This window comes from Halobacillus sp. ABD4_316 (assembly GCF_056161385.1).
On record NZ_JBSWZA010000001.1, the window covers coordinates 726,105 to 742,306 of the forward strand.

Below are 16,202 nucleotides of genomic sequence, written 5' to 3' on the forward strand. Positions count from 1 at the left end.
AAGCATCTAAGAAAACTCATATACTAAAAGAGATTCTTGAAAGGAGAAAGATTGATATGAAAACCATTGTCATTGACCCGGGGCACGGAGGTACAGATCCAGGTGCCGTTTACCAAGGGTATCAGGAAAAGACCTTTAACCTATCCATCGCCCTCAACGTCCAGCGTTATCTTACGGAGCATTATGAAGTTGAAATTGTCATGACGAGAACGTCGGATGTAACGGTTTCCTTGAGCAGGCGGACGGCGGCTGCTAATTCCACCAACGCTGATTTCTTCCTATCGATCCACAATAATGCCGCCGGTGGAAGCGGATTTGAAAGTTATATTTATAACGGAACTCTTGCTCTGAATACTCAAGCTTACCAGTCCATCATCCATAACACGATTTATCAAACAGCTTCAAAATACAGCGTGAACAACCGGGGCATGAAGCAAGCCAACTTATTCGTCACCCGCGAAACACAAATGAGTTCCCTTTTACTCGAACTCTTATTTGTCGATCATCCCGACGATCTGTCCCTGCTGAGAAACTCCGCGTTCATCAACGACATATCCAGAGCTATCGCGGAAGGAACAGCCAAAGCTCTACAGCTGCCGAAGCTTTCCAGCACCGCAGCGACTGAGAGTTCCACGTTATACAAAGTGATGGCTGGAGCTTTCCAAAGCAGAGAAAACGCAGAACAACGAACCGAATTTTTATTTCAAAACGGTTTTGCTGCTTTTATTGTGCCTGCCTCCATCTCAGGCGGGGTCTATTACCGGGTTCAAACAGGAGCTTTCTCCAAGGAAATAAATGCCAAATCACAGATAGACCAATTAAAGCGGATAGGGATCGCAGACGCGTATATCCTCGCCGGAACAGACAAATCCGAATCCCCTGTGCCGGAAGATGATCTGTACCGGGTCATTGCCGGATCGTTCCGAGAAAGGAAAAATGCCGAGGAACGGATGAACCGGCTTACCGCTGCCGGATTATCCTCGTTTATCACCACTTTAGATATCGGCGGCCTCACCTATTACCGGGTTCAAGCCGGCGCTTTTCAAGAAATGGATCATGCCAAAGCTCTTGTGCATCAATTGAAGTCGTTCGGTATCATCGACGCCTTCATCTGGTCGGGTTCTGATTTCCCAGCCGCACCAGATTCACCTGCCCCCGAAACACAGGAAGACAAGTGGACCATTCTTGGGCAGAGTGTGATTGACGGTTGTCAGCTTGACCAATTTGTCCGTTCGGTCTATCCCGGTGCTCCAGAGCTTGGTCAGTACTATATGGTATACGGAAACCTTTACGGCATACGAGGGGATATTGCGTTTGCCCAGGCCGTGCATGAAACGAACTATTTCCGTTTCACCGGCGATGTACAGAGAGATCAGAATAATTTTGCAGGTATTGGTGCTGTAGGTGGTGGAGTGGCCGGGGCATCCTTTCCGACACCCGAAGAAGGTGTCCACGCTCAGATTCAACACTTATATGCCTATGCTTCCAGCGATTATATTCCTGAGGGGGTGAAGATTGTAGATCCACGATTCGAACTTGTTGCACGGGGAAGCGCCCGCACATGGACCGCGTTGAATGGAAAATGGGCTGTACCTGGTGATCAGTATGGCCAGCTTATTTTATCAATCTATCAACGAATGGCCGAATACACACGGAAGTCTATAGAAACCCAGCAGCAGACCCTGCAAACACTCATTCAAGATTTAAACCAATAAATAGAACCGGCTGCCTTACAGGAACCGGTTTTTCGATTGAATACAGAAACATTACTTCTCTTTAGGTTCTTTTGGCTTCATCATTGTAAAGGATATGAGTTCCCCCCAGCTCCGTCCTTTTTTATCCAATACGGATGTTGCAGCAGAGACAAACAGCCACCATCCATTGGTCAACAGAACCGGGCCGAATCCAAGAACAGCTCTTATCATGGATTGAAACACATGGGGGCTTCCTCCATGCGTCGAAACGACAGACATATTTGTCAGCAGCATGCCTAACGTTCTCCCCTGTAAGAATAATGGCAGAACTATCAACATGGTCAGATGGATCGTGATAAAGGCCTGCCAGAATACAGGGTTGGGATCAAATCCCCTCCCGGTGTCCTCTAGATACGTGTATAGAGCAGCCCCTGTTCCGGATAGGAGCAGCTCCCCGCCAAATCCCAGAAATTTCAAAAACAAGTACTTCGGGCGCATAATCTTCCCTCCTTGTACGTATCCTATGGATTCTTTCCGGAAAAGGTCAGCCCATTATTCCGTCTTTTGTCACGCTTGTAAGCCATCATGAAGTGACAGTTTCGTTAACGTTCGACATCATGAGATGATTTTCAAGCGGATTTTTTATATACTATTCCTGCAGTCTATTATGAGATGGGGTTTTACTTTGGAAATAAAAAAAGATTTTAATTATGTACCATGGGTGGTTGGATTGTCCATTGCTATCAATCTAATTGTCGTGGCCTTGTTGTTCCTCCCGGAAATTGGAAGCGAGACCAGCTTTGACATTACACTGCTCCCATTACTTAATGCCGTATTCAATTCCTTCACATTCGTGTTTCTGCTGGCGGCTTTATTCATGATTATCCGAAAGAATATTACGTGGCATAAACGATTCATTTTTGCTGCCTTTACAACAACAGCATTGTTTTTAGTTTCATATCTCACGTACCATTCCATGTCTGAATCAACGTCCTTCGGCGGCGAGGGTCTGGTGGCAGGTATTTATTACTTTATTCTGATCACCCACATTGTGCTGGCCGCACTTATTGTACCCCTTGCCCTGTTAACACTGTTCAGAGGTCTGGCAATGAAAGTGGATAAACATAGGAAAATCGCCCGCTGGACGATGCCGATCTGGCTTTATGTCAGTTTGACAGGCGTCGTTGTCTATTTAATGATTTCTCCTTATTACTAAAACGAGTCACGTGTCTTTGGATACGTGGCTTTTTTCTTTTTTATATTACAAAAACAATAAGTAAACGGGAAAAGTTGGCTATTTCCCGAGATATTTGTTATTGTAGAATAACAGCCGGTAGGGATTGAATCCGGTTACGTCTATGAAAATATAATGAGCACATGTCCAACCAGCTTACGGCCATAAGGAGACTAACTAATGGACATTCTTAACTTTATCAAGGAAGAAGGATTTACGTCTGCAAGATTCCAATCGTTCGCAGGGAAAGATACGCTCATTCAATTGAACCGGATTACGGATATGAAGGAACTATTCGGCCTGCTTGATATGAACCCGACAACTGTGCGGTACTATCCTTATGAAAAACTTCCTTATCTGGACTGCTCTCAGAATGAAGACAACTTAAAACTAAGATTATTTAAGCCATAAAAATAACCGGGATACATAACACATGTATCCCGGTTTTCTTTATTCCTTTATATTCAGGGAAAAAGATAATTCACGAAAAGTGGTCAGGTTTAAACGAGGGGTGTCTCCTTCAGGTCATCCACTGAGCAGACGCTTGTAAAACACTGTTTGATTCAGCCATCAATAACATCGACACCAATACTCCCGGTCACATGGACGTTCACCTCATGGACAAGGATGACCACAAAACCAGCACTTGCTGTTCAGTAAAGCAAACAGGATCCCAATAACCTCTCTTTTTCCAACATCTACGTCCGACAGAGGCGCTACAGCCTCTCTTCCGTTTTACCATTCCCCTTGAAAAGCATGGATAATTTTCCAACGCTGAACCGCCGTAATTCCTTTCCACTGTTGTTCAGCTGCAGCAAAAGCTTTTGTTCCGTCTCCCCAGTCCCAGCTGATATCCCAGATGCCTTCTTCCTTCAGCGTTTTCAAATAATAACGGATGTTTTCCAAAACTAAAGGTTTGTATTTAGCATACAACGGATGCTGTGGGGACGATATTATGTCAGTCGGAAGCGCACCGTACCCACTTCCCCATTCCGAAGGATCCTGACTGAAACAGTTCTCGCCTAACGTAAGAAGGTGGGACTGCACCTGATCAAGCCCGTAAGGCATTTGATTATGGACGAGTCCTTTATGCTTGTCCAGGGAGATTAGTAGATTTTGAAAACACTGCCATTCGTGGAAATCCATCTCACTGACACTCATCAAATGTTCAACAGCTTTAACGGCTCCAGCCACACCCGTTTTCCAGGCTTCTGTATCCCTTTGAGAGCAGTCGATGAGAAAACCGGCCAATTCCGCCCCCGGGTTAAACATCCAGTTGGACTGCACCCCTTCCCTCCACGACCACCAGGGCGCATGAGGAAAATGGTTGACTTCAGGAATAACCGAAGGCCACATCCCTGATTGACGATCGTATGAGCGAAGGAGGTAGGAAACCATCTGTTGAAGCAGCGGCTCTTTGGAAGATACATTCAATTCAGCAAGCACTTGGGAAGCTGCCCATGTGGCCATTGGAGACGAAGCTGGAAGTTGAAAATCCGGCTCAATTCCGTGACCAAAACCTCCATCTTCATTTTGGAACGCACTCAAGTATACGAGGACTTTTTCTTTAGGACCTCTCTCAAAAAGTGCTTCCCATCTGGCTGCTTCCAATGGACGTGCATACCGCTTCATCCACCTGCTTGTGCGATTCATGTGAGTGTTCATATCTGTCTTCCCCTTCCCATTGATGGTATCCCTTGTCTTCTGATTGTCCGACTCTTTTATTCCACTCAAGATATGACAGATTCTATTATCTTCAGCGTATCACGATTGGAAGATTTTGAAAATGAACTCTATCATTCGTATTCATAAAAAGGAGAATAAACATTTACAAATATTCCAACATCCGCTACGATAGAGTCAATACAAAAAACTGTATACATATGAGGCACTAGGGGAGCTGCTGCGAGCGGCTGAGAGGATGATCCGACCCTTGGCACCCGAACTAGATAATACTAGCGTGGGGAAGTGCAGCCGTTCTATCAATCAGGCCTTTACAGGTTTTATTCATCGATCAACGGACTGCATTCCCATGGGATGCAGTTTTTTTGTGTTTGGCTCTGTTATTGCTTGGTGTTGTTATTTAACATGTGAGCTCCTATCACCCCTTTCTGTCATGGGATTTGCAGGAGGCGGCCTTGGGAATGACTCCCTTCCCACGGGGTACCGTGAGCCTCCTCAAACTTCGTTCCCCGCGGAAAGCGGACGGTTTTCCCTGCCATCCCATGCTCTGAGTAAACAACGGGCCGGACCCCTAATTCCAGACGGAGACGATTTAGTACTCGTTTGAAATAACAACAACAGACTTTAACAGAGCTTTGTGTTTAAAAAAAGGAGGAATGATGGATGAATCAAGTTTGTGGTACATCGAAAATTGCCGGGTGTTCGTTTTCCATACATCCGATGAGTGATGAGTTTGCGGGTATAATTCTGGAAAGCTTAAAGGAAGTGGATACATCTAAAGTATGGCTCGATACCGATGATGTCTCTACGACGGTACGGGGGCGGATGGAACATATTTTTGATGTGACAAAGGCTATCCTTCTTCATGTCTCCAAAGAAGGTGTTCATGCGGCTTTTCATGCGACTTATTCAATCGGTTGCCCGGGAGACTCGGCTGGAGACACGTATTTGGCTGAATCCCTGCAACGGAGGAATGAAGACACTTCCCGCTCGATTACCCAGCCATTAGCAGCTAAGTTTTCGCTCTATCCAATGGGAGGGGACAGTTATATGGATACAATATACAAGCAGATTGAAGCGATGAAATCGAAGGGCATCCAAGTGACGCCCGCCCACTATTCTACAAGACTTGACGGAGATACCCATACGGTTTTCGAAGGGTTGGAAAACGTTTTCCGTGAGACAGAAGCTTCAGGGTCGTCTCACACCGTCATGACTGTATCGGTGTCGGTCAACAGCCCTTCCTCCAGGGGGGGCATCTTATGAAAAACTGGAAACTCAAAGAAATCGTTGTTCTATCTGTCTTGTCCGTCGTTTTCGCTGTCGTCTATCTCGCTTTCCTGCCTGTTGGAAAACTTCTCTCAGGTCTCTTTGGTCCAATCGGATATGATTTTATCTTTGGTATCTGGTTTATCGTATCCATCATTGCCGCCTATATTTTACGCCGCCCGGGCGCAGCTTTTCTCTCTGAAACCATCGCAGCGACAATTGAAGTTCTGCTCGGGAATGCTTCCGGTCCCCTATTGATTCTAACGGGAATGATTCAGGGACTCGGAGCGGAAAGTGCGTTTGCTCTGACGCGTTACCGGTCTTATCATCTTTCTGTACTCATGCTCGCCGGCGTGATGGCTGCCGTTTTCAGTTTCGCATGGGGGTATTTCCAATCTGGATACGCTGCGTTAAGTGGTGGATACGTCGCTGCCATGCTGATTGTCCGTATGGTCAGCGGCGCTGTGATTTCCGGAGTATTGGGTAAAGCCGTGGCTGACGGACTTGCCCGTACCGGCGTCCTTTCCAGTTTTGCTCTCGGGCGGGAATTAAGAAAGAAGAAGGCTTCCTGATGAAGACGGCTGTACAATTGGAAAACCTGACGCTTACGTATGAAGAAAATGAAAAAACCGTATTGACGGATATCACCCTCTCCATCGAAAACGAACAGGACACCCTCATCCTTGGCCCGAGCGGTTCAGGAAAAAGCTCGCTTGTCCAATGTATAAACGGGCTTTACCCGGAGGATTTGGATGGCGAGATGAATGGGCGTGCTGCCATTTACGGACGTTCAACAAGCGACTTCAAACCGGGAGAGCTGGCTAAAACTGTTGGAAGTGTTTTTCAAGACCCCGAAACTCAATTTTGTATGCTGACCGTCGAGGATGAAATCGCCTTTGGTTTAGAAAACCTTCATGTACCTGCTGAGGAGATGGAACACAAAATAGATGATGTCCTTGCACAGGTGAATCTACTGGATAAAAAAACATCGTTCATCCATCACTTGTCCGGCGGACAGAAGCAGAAACTGGCCCTTGCCTGTGTGCTGGTGATGGAGCCGGACATCCTTCTCCTGGATGAACCGACAGCTAATCTGGATCCGCAGTCTGCTCGTGATTTCATTACTATTCTGACTTCCATAAAAAAAACTAGAAGTCTCACCTTGATTGTGATCGAACACAGATTGGAAGGATGGCTGGAACTTCTCAAGCATGTCATTGTACTCCACTCCGATGGCGGGATTCTTACAAAGGGGCCGTTAAAAGAAGTCATCAATAACCAGGGCCGCGCCATCCACAATCAGGGGATCCGGCTTCCCTATGCTGTGCAGTACAGCATAGACGAAGACTGCCCTCCTCCCTATCCATTTACCCTGGAGGAGTTATCGCAGCGGAACATTGAAGTTCCATCAAATGTTCGTGACCCGAACAGACGCGGAAAGGCGCTCTTGGAATTATCCGATGTCCAGTGGAAACATATTTTAAAGGATCTCACTCTCTCCCTTTATGAAGGAGAATGGATTGCTGTGGTAGGGGCGAATGGAAGTGGAAAATCCAGTCTTTCCAAAATAATGGCCGGCATCACAAAGGCGGACAGAGGCACAGTGACTTGGAAAGGGACATCCATGAAAAAATGGAGAGCGGACAACTTACGGACACAGGTGGGGTACGTTTTTCAAAATCCGGAACACCAATTTGTAACCGATGAAGTGTTCGAGGAGATTGCTTTCAGTTTAAGGCAGCGGGGAACACCCGAATTGGAAATACGCCGGCAGGTTGAACATCTGCTCTCCCTGTGCCGATTGAATGGATTAGACAGGCATCATCCTTATCAGTTAAGTCAGGGGCAGAAACGCCGTTTAAGCGTGGCCACGATGATCGTGGAAAATCAATCGCTTCTTTTGCTGGATGAACCGACTTTCGGTCAGGATGCGGTCTCGACCCAACAACTGATGGCTCTGCTTGAGCAGCGCTTTCAACAAGGGACCACCTTATTGATGATCACACATGATATGGAGCTTGTTCACCAATATGCGACAAGGGTGATTGTGATGGAACAAGGAAGGATCGCTTACGATGGTCTCCCAGAACATCTTTGGAACGATAACCGACTTCCGGATTGGCCTGTTGAACCTCCCCTTCCTGTTCAACTGAATCGATTATTAATAGAAAGGAGCCGCTTTCATGTCCCTTCATACTCTTAATCCTGCCATGAAAGCCTGCACGATAATCGGACTCGTCTTTGTACTCGCCTTCTTATTCGATCCTGTAACCCCTTTCGTCTTCACAGGATTTACAATCGCTTTGACACTGATTTTCGGCAGGTTTCGGAAACGAGTATATGTCCTATACCTCTCCGCGTTCACCGTATTCGCCTTCGGCATGCTGTGGACGACCATTGCCTTTGCCGATGCACCAGCAAGTCCCGACGAGACTATCCGCCTTGCTGGGTTTCTGTTCCCAAAAGAAGACTTATTGATGGCTCTGGCGCTTTCCTTTCGTGTAATGGCCTTTGCCGCCTTATCTCTTTTGTTTGTATTTACGACAAACATGGTTCATTTCATATTAAGCCTCATTCAACAACTGAAACTGCCTCCCAAGCTTGCATATGGTCTGATGGCAGGATACCGTTTCCTTCCAATGATGAAAGAAGAATTCGATCAGATCCGGGCGGCCCACCGCATACGAGGAGTCACAGAATCCAAATCGCTCAAAGGAAAGTTTAAACAGTTGCAGCGCTATTCCATCCCTCTTTTGGCAGGCGCTGTCAGAAAAGCAGAACGAACAGCTGCTGCCATGGAGTCCAAAGGATTTACGGGGGAACGGTCACGTACGTTTTACAGACCGATGAAAATCAGCGCAAAGGACTGGGGGTTTCCTCTACTCATGTTTACGGTGCTGGGGGCATTGATCGTTCTGTCTATTCACTTAGACTATTTCCAATGGTACAACGGCCAGTTTTAAATCCATGTCCAGCTGGATACCTTCCCGGATATTATTAGAGAAGGATAGAGAGGGCGCCCACCCTCTCTATCCTTCTCTCCACTTTAAATAGAGCGCTTACCTATAACGACGAATTATTCTTCTTCGATGATGGACCGGATGTATGAGGCATCGTTTTGTGACAACTCCGAAAACCGGATACTATTCCACGTCTGTCCACTACGAATTCCAAGCACAGCCCTGTCTTCTTCAAACCAAACCCTTGCGTCCAGAATGCCGATGGACCGTTCCGGACTGATCAACTTCAAGGTTACATCAGGATTTTCCATGTCCACAGATGCCCCTTCCACCGGTTTTTGATGCAGCAGAATAGTGAGCACCGTATCCAGTTCAGCCTGATGCTCTCCATTATGAAGTGTGGCAGCCGTTTCTTTATTCTCCCCTGCTTTCACGGCAGTCAACGTATAGGAAGGTGTGTCACCAACATATACAGCAGCCGCATACCCTCCACCAAAAATAAGTCCAATACCGGCGATCCATAATAAAAGTTTCCCTATGTTCATTGGTTACACACCCCTACTTTAACGTTTACTGAATTCGGTACGCAGGATGGAATACATATAGGCATGATGATTTTCTCCATTTTGAAACAGGTAGCCCCGCAGCAGGCCCTCTCTAAGAAACCCCGTTTTCTCAAGCACTCTGGAGGAAGGAGTATTCGCCGGGAAGGTAACCGCTCCCACCCTGTATAGTCCTAAGTCATCAAAGGCATAAGCTAGAACACGTGAAACGGCTTCCGTAATCAATCCCCTCTTCCAATAGCCGGGGTGCAGTTCATATCCTATTTCGGCTTTTCTCCCCCAGAGGCTTATATGACTCAGCCCCACCGTACCGATAAACTTTTCTTCTTCGCTGAGCAAAATGCCCCATCGGACAGCCTTTTCAGACTTAAATTGTTCTTTAAAGGTTTGAATCATTCCGTCAGCCTGATCCCGGTGGGTGAGCGAAGGCATCCCTATATACTTTGTCACTTCGTCTCTGGACAAGATGTGAAAATAGTCATCAATATATCCATCAGTCATTTCCACAAGACGCAGCCGTACTGTAGTCAATTCCTTAAACTCCATATCGTTCCCCCATCCGCCATCCTGAGCCTGTTCATCTGACTTTCAATCCCTTATATTCGAAAGGATACCATGCTGCCTGCCTTGTCATAATCGTTTATACGTACATAATAGCGGGGATCACTGGTTGACCCTTGCGAACCGTGCATTTCCCTTACGCCAGCCTTATGATGGATGACTCCTGTTCTTTTATTTGAAAACAGATAGGAAAATAAATGATTCACTTGCATTCAAGCATCTTCCTGACTTCTACTTTATCATAATTTTCCAACAACTATAACCCTGCCATATGGAATCAAAGAAGAATAGAATAAAAGATTGACGACTCCATGAGGTTGGAATATTATACAAGTGTAGACAGCTGAAAGAACGATAACCAGCTCTTCATTATCTCGTGTGAAAAAACGAAAAAATAGCTATTCACCACTCACATCCATCCCCGGATGGAGTCATTTATTCTGATCATGAAGGAGAAATCAGCCTATGCTTGCCAAACTTTTCAGCTGGATCAAAACCGGATTTCCTCAAGTGGATCTAGTCTTATCAGGGAACCAATTCAAACCCGGCGATTCAGTCCAGGGCTCTTTTCACGTTAAAGGGGGACTCACCCATCAAACCATTCAACGTCTGGAATGTGACTTATTTAAAAAGGAAGCAGGAAGAAAACCAGCTTTTATACAGCCCATTACAACCATCTTAATGAATAGAGAACTTGATTCCAACGAAGAAACTGAGTACCCATTCCATTTCGTCCTGCCTGAAGACATGGAACAAACCTCTCCCGATATCGCCTATGTTCTGCAAACAAAACTTGTTCTCGGAAATAATCGTAAAACATCCGATACGGATGAAATTCGTATCACTCTCCTTCCTCATTAGGAGAAAGATCAAAAAAGCGTCACCCACCATGGATGACGCTTTTCAGCTGCGGGCGATTTAAAATTGAAAATCCCCCTCTTTCATCAGCAGGACTTCACTTCCATCCTCGTTTATGCCTGTTACTTCCATATCTCCAGTACCAAAGGTCACATTAACGGACAATAGCGACGTATTCAGCCCAGCTGTCTTCAACTCTTTCTCAGATTGGTTCATGCCGTTCTGAATATTGGAAGGAGAAGCATGTCCAATTCCGATATGACAGGATGTATTCTCATCAAACAGTGTGTTGTAAAAAAGAGTATCCTCTTGAGCAAGTGGGGATGTATGAGAGACGAGAGCGATTTCACCAAGGTATTGGGATCCCCCGTCTGTGTCAATGAGATGCTGCAGCACTTCCTGCCCTTCTGCCGCATAATAGTCCGTAATCCGCCCGTTTTTAAAAATCAGATAAAACCCATCGATAACACGTCCCCCATAAACTAGCGGTTTACTACCTGCCAGTCGCCCATTCACTTTATTTCTATGGGGAGCAGTAAATACTTCTTCGGTAGGAATGTTCGGAAAGAATGGGATATCTTCTTTATCTGAGACTCCCCCGCCGATATAGAGATGGTTTTCAGGTAGACCAACGTGTAAATCCGTTCCCCGGTTATTCTTAAAATGCAGGGATTCAAATTGGCTCTCATTCAGGAAATTCTTCCGGGACTCGAAGGCTGCATGGTGAGTTTCCCAATCCTTTACAGGGAAATCCCCGTCTGCCCGGGCTCCTTTTAAAATCGACGTCCACAAGGATTGTAAAGCTTCTTTTTTACGTAGGTTTGGGAATACCTTCAATGCCCAGTCAACACTCGGTACAGCGAGAAGACACCAGCGTATCTCGTGGGATCTAATCTTCGTGTGATAATCCCTCAATTTGGCACGAGAAGCTTTTTGAAAACAGGCCACCCTCTCAGCAGAAACCTCCTTAAACATTTCCGTATTCTCAGTAATAATATGGATATAAGCGGCGTCTGCCTCTTCCCATTCCCGAAAACGGGCGGCCTGCCAATCCGGATAGTACCCGATGATGCGATCTGGTGCATGTAAGAAAAATTCTTTGGCAGACTGTACATCAGTCCAATCGATATGTACATTTGATGCACCCGCCTTATAGGCTGCCGTTTGAATGAAACGTGCAAACGGTGCATTTTGGATATCACTATGAATAATCAACATCTGCTGTTTTTGTAGATTCACACCAACTTTTACAGCGAGTTCTGCGTACTTGTATAACGCTTCTTCACTTATACATTCATAGATTCCAGTAGTCATTTGATATCTCCCCAGAAGTAGTATGATGATAGATTCTCCTGCCGGGCTCTCTTCTGCTTTGATCTCCCAGCTTTTTATACATGTCTATTTCAATCTTTCTATCCTTAGCAAATTCCTTATAGAAGAGTTTTTCCTTTTCACCATTTTGATTGAAAGTTTCAATCCGGACCATATCACCTGCGTGAGTCCCTTTAATCATTTCTGAATGAATGGGGGGCTTTTTCACATCTTGCAGTCTTTGATTTAGAAGATCCAAAAAAACCTTCCTTTCATTGCATGAGATCAACAGGGAAAGCTGAACCATCAATTCTTAGAGTGGTTGAAACGGTTTCGTAAAATGAGAGATGAGGCGGCGAAAACAGCAAAAGAACCTGCTGATCCAGCAGCCAATAAGAGTTCAAAGTCCCCTGTTGGAGATTTAAATAATAAAGGAACAGATAGAATTAAAACCGCACCGCTAATACTTAAACCTAATATAGAGAAGGCCAATAACTGATTCACAAAAACACTCCTCCGTTATGACTGCTTATATTTTTTATAGATCCCGTTATGGCAGAAGGCGGGCTTTGGATATTTAAGATTTGCGCGAAAATGATATTTCCTTCAACCAGAGGGCGAGTTAACAAAGGTACTATTGATTGCATTCCTATTTAACATTGAATCCTTGTTCAATCCATGATCCTTTCACGTACTTCATTTCACCTTAAATGCAACAGCAAAGGACAGAATAGCAAAAAGCATAAAAAAGAAACAAAGAATGCCATAAGCTGCCCCTTCGAATCCCCTGATGTTAACAAATCCAATATAAAAAAGGATAAGAGCTGCAATACTCAATAAAGCTCCGGGTAACATCCTGATAAACAGAGAAAAACCCTTTTTGCTGAACCACCAAGTAAGACCCAATACAAGGATCTCTGGAAAGAATGATACGAGTAAAGGTCCGTAAATCATCATAAAATTCCCTCCATTTTATTATGTCTATGTGGTTCATATGATACCATAAAATGGATATTAACAGGTTGCATACGGAACCTAAGTGCATAGATTATCTAATAAGACCTTCCCCTCGCTTGTTAAAAATGCAAAGCAGTATTGACATCACGGAATACGGTGTAGGAAAGTAAAACCATTTCCATTCCTATTCCTTTTATTTTCTGAAATACCTTCATGGATTCGAACATCAGTTTGAGAGCTTTGATTCCGAAAGATACAAAGGGAAGATCTTTTGTTAAACAAAAGATCTTCCCTTTTTCAAATGATTATTGGGTGAGGGCACGGGGGTGTTCAGTGGTGATGACTGCGCGCCAAAGATCTACTAGAGCAGGGGCTCGGATGACACCCACCGATAAGCGATACGTTAACGCAATCACGACATGCGGGGCAGCGATTGTTTCTCAACAGACAAAAAGCCGCTGCCTAAGCAGCGGCTCTTTTACTACAATAGGATTTCCTTATCCAACGTTCTGATCAGATACAGGAAGATCCTCTTGTTTTCCTTTTTTCATAAGTTTATCAGCAATCGCAGTAATGGCTCCATCGCCTGTAACGTTCGTTGCTGTACCAAAGCTGTCTTGAGCCAGGTAGAGAGCAATAATTAAGGAAACCATGGTGGAATCGAATCCTAACATCGATTCGAGGAGGCCGATAGCTGCCATAACTGCTCCTCCCGGCACACCCGGGGCTGCAATCATTGTAATTCCTACCATAAGAATGAATGGAAATACATCAGCAAATGTTGTTGCTTGTCCCAGCATATACATAACCGCCATGGCACAGCTGGTAATTGTGATTGTACTTCCTGCTAAGTGGACATTCGCAAGTAACGGTACAGCAAAATCTGCGACACGTTCGCGCACTCCCATTTTCTTCACTTGTTTTAATGTCACTGGAATCGTAGCTGCTGAGGACTGCGTTCCTAGTGCTGTAAAGTAGGCAGGCGTCATTTTCTTCAATAGACTGAATGGATTTCTGCCATGCATACTGCCCGCAATACCATAAATTACGACAAGATAAAGCAGGTGCAGTGCTATGATCATCAGGAACACTTTTGCGAATACACTTAAAATCGTACCGACTTGTCCTGCATACGTCATATTCGCAAAGATTCCAAATATATGAAACGGTAAGAGAGGAATAATGATGTTCTCTATCACCTTTTGGATAATGGAACGAAATTCATTCATGACATGTAATAAGGAATCGCCTTGAACAGCCGTCATTCCAACTCCTAATAGGAAAGATAATATAAGTGCGGCCATGACGCCCATAATTGGAGTCATTTCAACTGAAAAAGGTGCTTCCACCAGGGATTCCTCGGGATTAGCAAAAGCCGCTCCACTTTGTCCCTGCAAAAAAGAAGGATACAGGTTCCTGGCGAATAAGAAAGCCGCTGTACCTGCCAGAACTGTGGAGACATAGGCTAATCCAGTCGTCAGACCCAGCATCTTTCCTGCCCCCCGGCCCATTGATGCAATCCCAGGCGCAATAAAACCGAGAATGATTAACGGGATGACAAAGCTTAGGAAATTACCGAATAAACCTGTGAATGTTGCAGCGATTTCAATCAGGATTTCCGGTGCAAACTGTCCTATAATGATCCCCAGCGCTATTGCCAGGACAATCCTTACTAATAATGGTATTCTTTTCATCTCCCTCTTCCTTTCTCCATTTGTAAAAATTTAACGAGTTAATGTGTTATAGAATAATCATGGTTTATACACTACCTTTTTTTCTATGGTTTGTGAAGTATAAAAAACAACAAAAACAATGGATAGGTAAAGAATAAAGCTACGGGCTCATGTTACCGACCTTCGGCGTCCGGTTACAGCTGTTCAGGTCATCCATTGACCATCGAGCACCGCACCACAGCTCTAATAATGCACTCTATAAAAACAAAAGCGTCATCCTCAAGGGATGACGCCTTTTTATGCGGCAGCTCTTTCTTCCTGATTCTTTTTGATTTTGGAAATGGCGTGGATATTGATTAAAATTCCTGCAGAGAACATCATCATCAATAACGAGGTTCCACCAAAACTGACAAACGGAAGCGGAACTCCCGTCAAAGGAATCAAACCTGTCAATCCTCCCAGGTTGATAACAGCCTGAATGCCGATCAAACCGGAAACACCGATAGACAGCAGCCTTCCGAAGGTATCATGACTGTTCATACTGACATAAAAACCACGCAGGACGATAAGAGCGATCAGTCCGATTACAACAGCCACTCCAATAATCCCCAGTTCTTCCGCTACAACGGCCATAATAAAGTCGGTATGCGCTTCCGGCAGATAGCCAAGCTTTTGCACCCCGGCTCCGAGGCCTGTACCGATAATCCCGCCGTTATGGATAGCGAGATAGGAATTAATCAGCTGGTAGCCTGCGTCATCCGCATATTCAAAGGGCTGGTAGGCACCATCAAACCGGGAGAGCTGTTCTTCACTCAAACCGAATTGGTACATCGTAACGGCAGCCACTAAAACGAGACCGAGCATAAAGAACAAATGGGACTTCTTCAAGCCGCTGGACATAATGATCAATCCGGAAACAGCCAGAGCGATTACTGCTGTGCCCAAGTCCGGCTGCTTTAAGATCATAGCCACGACAAGCATTGTAATGATCATAGGAGGAAGCAGTCCTCGTGTGAAATCCTGTATGTAGCTGCTTTTTTTCGTATAAATAGCTGCCAGGTAGATAATCAGGGACATTTTTGCGAGTTCCGCCGGCTGAAAGCGTCCGATCAGCGGGAGGCTGATCCAGGACTGAGCGTTGTTGGTCGTTTGTCCAATGACAAAAACCATCCCTAGTAGAATGACGGTCACCAGTAAAATGAGTTTAAATAAACGGCGGTAGTTTTTATACGGAAAGATGATCCCGAAAAATAAAGCGCCGATTCCCAGACCCCAGGAAAGCAGCTGTTTTTCAAAGAAATATCCGGGGGTTACGTCATACACCATGACACCACTGACCATGCTCGCGCTGTATACCATGACAGTACCAAAGGCGGAAAGCGCCAGTACGGCGAAAAGGATTGAAAAATCGATGTTCTTTAAGATTCTGACTATCATTG

General features: G+C 45.2%; 18 protein-coding genes and 1 riboswitch. Of the genes, 8 read left to right on the forward strand and 10 right to left on the reverse strand.

What is annotated here, in order from left to right; all coding sequences use genetic code 11:
- Nucleotides 1-56 precede the first annotated feature (56 nt).
- Nucleotides 57-1,715, forward strand: a complete 1,659-nt coding sequence (locus ACXAJH_RS03940) for an N-acetylmuramoyl-L-alanine amidase (RefSeq protein ID WP_474993126.1) — start codon at nt 57-59, stop codon at nt 1,713-1,715.
- 51 nt (nt 1,716-1,766) lie between these two features.
- On the opposite strand, the gene ACXAJH_RS03945 is transcribed toward ACXAJH_RS03940, so the two are convergent.
- Nucleotides 1,767-2,192 (reverse strand): RDD family protein, encoded by a 426-nt coding sequence (locus ACXAJH_RS03945; protein ID WP_474968775.1) that lies wholly within the window; start codon nt 2,190-2,192, stop codon nt 1,767-1,769.
- Between the two features lie 169 nt (nt 2,193-2,361).
- Between ACXAJH_RS03945 and ACXAJH_RS03950 the strand changes: the two genes are divergently transcribed.
- Nucleotides 2,362-2,910, forward strand: coding sequence for a DUF420 domain-containing protein (locus ACXAJH_RS03950; protein ID WP_474968776.1), 549 nt, complete (start codon nt 2,362-2,364; stop codon nt 2,908-2,910).
- A gap of 198 nt (nt 2,911-3,108) precedes the next feature.
- On the forward strand, nt 3,109-3,339 hold the full coding sequence (locus tag ACXAJH_RS03955) for a hypothetical protein (protein WP_027954522.1): 231 nt from the start codon (nt 3,109-3,111) through the stop codon (nt 3,337-3,339).
- Nucleotides 3,340-3,663: 324 nt separating this feature from the next.
- Here ACXAJH_RS03955 and ACXAJH_RS03960 read toward each other — a convergent pair whose 3' ends face one another.
- The gene (locus tag ACXAJH_RS03960) at nt 3,664-4,593 is read right to left on the reverse strand and encodes a hypothetical protein (RefSeq protein ID WP_474993127.1); all 930 of its coding nucleotides are present in this window, start codon (nt 4,591-4,593) and stop codon (nt 3,664-3,666) included.
- Between the two features lie 218 nt (nt 4,594-4,811).
- Nucleotides 4,812-4,912: riboswitch (TPP riboswitch) on the forward strand.
- Nucleotides 4,913-5,274: 362 nt separating this feature from the next.
- On the opposite strand from ACXAJH_RS03960, the gene ACXAJH_RS03965 reads away from it, so the two are divergent.
- The 4 genes from ACXAJH_RS03965 to ACXAJH_RS03980 are packed head-to-tail and all read left to right on the forward strand — an operon-like array spanning nt 5,275 to nt 8,843.
- Nucleotides 5,275-5,877, forward strand: a complete 603-nt coding sequence (locus tag ACXAJH_RS03965) for a YkoF family thiamine/hydroxymethylpyrimidine-binding protein (RefSeq protein ID WP_474993129.1) — start codon at nt 5,275-5,277, stop codon at nt 5,875-5,877.
- Complete coding sequence (locus tag ACXAJH_RS03970; protein WP_474992131.1) at nt 5,874-6,452, forward strand: ECF transporter S component; 579 nt, start codon at nt 5,874-5,876, stop codon at nt 6,450-6,452. The genes ACXAJH_RS03965 and ACXAJH_RS03970 overlap by 4 nt, the downstream gene beginning before the upstream one ends.
- Complete coding sequence (locus ACXAJH_RS03975) at nt 6,452-8,083, forward strand: ABC transporter ATP-binding protein (RefSeq protein WP_474968780.1); 1,632 nt, start codon at nt 6,452-6,454, stop codon at nt 8,081-8,083. Before ACXAJH_RS03970 ends, ACXAJH_RS03975 begins: the two co-directional genes overlap by 1 nt.
- Nucleotides 8,064-8,843 (forward strand): energy-coupling factor transporter transmembrane component T family protein, encoded by a 780-nt coding sequence (locus ACXAJH_RS03980; protein WP_474968781.1) that lies wholly within the window; start codon nt 8,064-8,066, stop codon nt 8,841-8,843. Before ACXAJH_RS03975 ends, ACXAJH_RS03980 begins: the two co-directional genes overlap by 20 nt.
- Nucleotides 8,844-8,956: 113 nt before the next feature.
- Here ACXAJH_RS03980 and ACXAJH_RS03985 read toward each other — a convergent pair whose 3' ends face one another.
- Nucleotides 8,957-9,385: a hypothetical protein gene (locus ACXAJH_RS03985; RefSeq protein WP_474993130.1), complete on the reverse strand. Its 429-nt coding sequence runs from the start codon at nt 9,383-9,385 to the stop codon at nt 8,957-8,959.
- An 18-nt stretch (nt 9,386-9,403) separates the two neighbouring features.
- Nucleotides 9,404-9,949, reverse strand: coding sequence for a GNAT family N-acetyltransferase (locus tag ACXAJH_RS03990; protein ID WP_474968783.1), 546 nt, complete (start codon nt 9,947-9,949; stop codon nt 9,404-9,406).
- A gap of 480 nt (nt 9,950-10,429) precedes the next feature.
- Between ACXAJH_RS03990 and ACXAJH_RS03995 the strand changes: the two genes are divergently transcribed.
- Nucleotides 10,430-10,825, forward strand: coding sequence for a sporulation protein (locus tag ACXAJH_RS03995; RefSeq protein ID WP_474968784.1), 396 nt, complete (start codon nt 10,430-10,432; stop codon nt 10,823-10,825).
- A gap of 57 nt (nt 10,826-10,882) precedes the next feature.
- On the opposite strand, the gene ACXAJH_RS04000 is transcribed toward ACXAJH_RS03995, so the two are convergent.
- The 6 genes from ACXAJH_RS04000 to ACXAJH_RS04025 form a co-directional block, all read right to left on the reverse strand.
- On the reverse strand, nt 10,883-12,136 hold the full coding sequence (locus ACXAJH_RS04000; protein WP_474968785.1) for an aminopeptidase: 1,254 nt from the start codon (nt 12,134-12,136) through the stop codon (nt 10,883-10,885).
- Nucleotides 12,117-12,392 carry a hypothetical protein gene (locus tag ACXAJH_RS04005; protein ID WP_474971337.1) on the reverse strand — a complete coding sequence of 92 codons (276 nt, stop codon included), beginning with the start codon at nt 12,390-12,392 and terminating at the stop codon, nt 12,117-12,119. Before ACXAJH_RS04005 ends, ACXAJH_RS04000 begins: the two co-directional genes overlap by 20 nt.
- A 47-nt stretch (nt 12,393-12,439) precedes the next feature.
- Nucleotides 12,440-12,637 (reverse strand): hypothetical protein, encoded by a 198-nt coding sequence (locus tag ACXAJH_RS04010; RefSeq protein WP_474968787.1) that lies wholly within the window; start codon nt 12,635-12,637, stop codon nt 12,440-12,442.
- Between the two features lie 192 nt (nt 12,638-12,829).
- A complete protein-coding gene (locus ACXAJH_RS04015; protein WP_474968788.1) occupies nt 12,830-13,090 on the reverse strand; it encodes a YesK family protein in 261 nt (86 codons plus the stop codon).
- A gap of 497 nt (nt 13,091-13,587) precedes the next feature.
- Nucleotides 13,588-14,784 (reverse strand): dicarboxylate/amino acid:cation symporter, encoded by a 1,197-nt coding sequence (locus ACXAJH_RS04020; protein ID WP_474968789.1) that lies wholly within the window; start codon nt 14,782-14,784, stop codon nt 13,588-13,590.
- A gap of 276 nt (nt 14,785-15,060) precedes the next feature.
- On the reverse strand, nt 15,061-16,200 hold the full coding sequence (locus tag ACXAJH_RS04025; RefSeq protein WP_474968790.1) for an FtsW/RodA/SpoVE family cell cycle protein: 1,140 nt from the start codon (nt 16,198-16,200) through the stop codon (nt 15,061-15,063).
- Nucleotides 16,201-16,202 lie beyond the last annotated feature (2 nt).

Bases quoted from the DNA above. Each gene is read 5' to 3' on its own strand.
- ACXAJH_RS03940 (WP_474993126.1), top strand. From the start codon at position 57: ATGAAAACCATTGTCATTGACCCGGGGCACGGAGGTACAGATCCAGGT.
- ACXAJH_RS03945 (WP_474968775.1), bottom strand. From the start codon at position 2,192: ATGCGCCCGAAGTACTTGTTTTTGAAATTTCTGGGATTTGGCGGGGAG.
- ACXAJH_RS03950 (WP_474968776.1), top strand. From the start codon at position 2,362: ATGAGATGGGGTTTTACTTTGGAAATAAAAAAAGATTTTAATTATGTA.
- ACXAJH_RS03955 (WP_027954522.1), top strand. From the start codon at position 3,109: ATGGACATTCTTAACTTTATCAAGGAAGAAGGATTTACGTCTGCAAGA.
- ACXAJH_RS03960 (WP_474993127.1), bottom strand. From the start codon at position 4,593: ATGAACACTCACATGAATCGCACAAGCAGGTGGATGAAGCGGTATGCA.
- ACXAJH_RS03965 (WP_474993129.1), top strand. From the start codon at position 5,275: ATGAATCAAGTTTGTGGTACATCGAAAATTGCCGGGTGTTCGTTTTCC.
- ACXAJH_RS03970 (WP_474992131.1), top strand. From the start codon at position 5,874: ATGAAAAACTGGAAACTCAAAGAAATCGTTGTTCTATCTGTCTTGTCC.
- ACXAJH_RS03975 (WP_474968780.1), top strand. From the start codon at position 6,452: ATGAAGACGGCTGTACAATTGGAAAACCTGACGCTTACGTATGAAGAA.
- ACXAJH_RS03980 (WP_474968781.1), top strand. From the start codon at position 8,064: ATGTCCCTTCATACTCTTAATCCTGCCATGAAAGCCTGCACGATAATC.
- ACXAJH_RS03985 (WP_474993130.1), bottom strand. From the start codon at position 9,385: ATGAACATAGGGAAACTTTTATTATGGATCGCCGGTATTGGACTTATT.
- ACXAJH_RS03990 (WP_474968783.1), bottom strand. From the start codon at position 9,949: ATGGAGTTTAAGGAATTGACTACAGTACGGCTGCGTCTTGTGGAAATG.
- ACXAJH_RS03995 (WP_474968784.1), top strand. From the start codon at position 10,430: ATGCTTGCCAAACTTTTCAGCTGGATCAAAACCGGATTTCCTCAAGTG.
- ACXAJH_RS04000 (WP_474968785.1), bottom strand. From the start codon at position 12,136: ATGACTACTGGAATCTATGAATGTATAAGTGAAGAAGCGTTATACAAG.
- ACXAJH_RS04015 (WP_474968788.1), bottom strand. From the start codon at position 13,090: ATGATGATTTACGGACCTTTACTCGTATCATTCTTTCCAGAGATCCTT.
- ACXAJH_RS04020 (WP_474968789.1), bottom strand. From the start codon at position 14,784: ATGAAAAGAATACCATTATTAGTAAGGATTGTCCTGGCAATAGCGCTG.
- ACXAJH_RS04025 (WP_474968790.1), bottom strand. From the start codon at position 16,200: ATGATAGTCAGAATCTTAAAGAACATCGATTTTTCAATCCTTTTCGCC.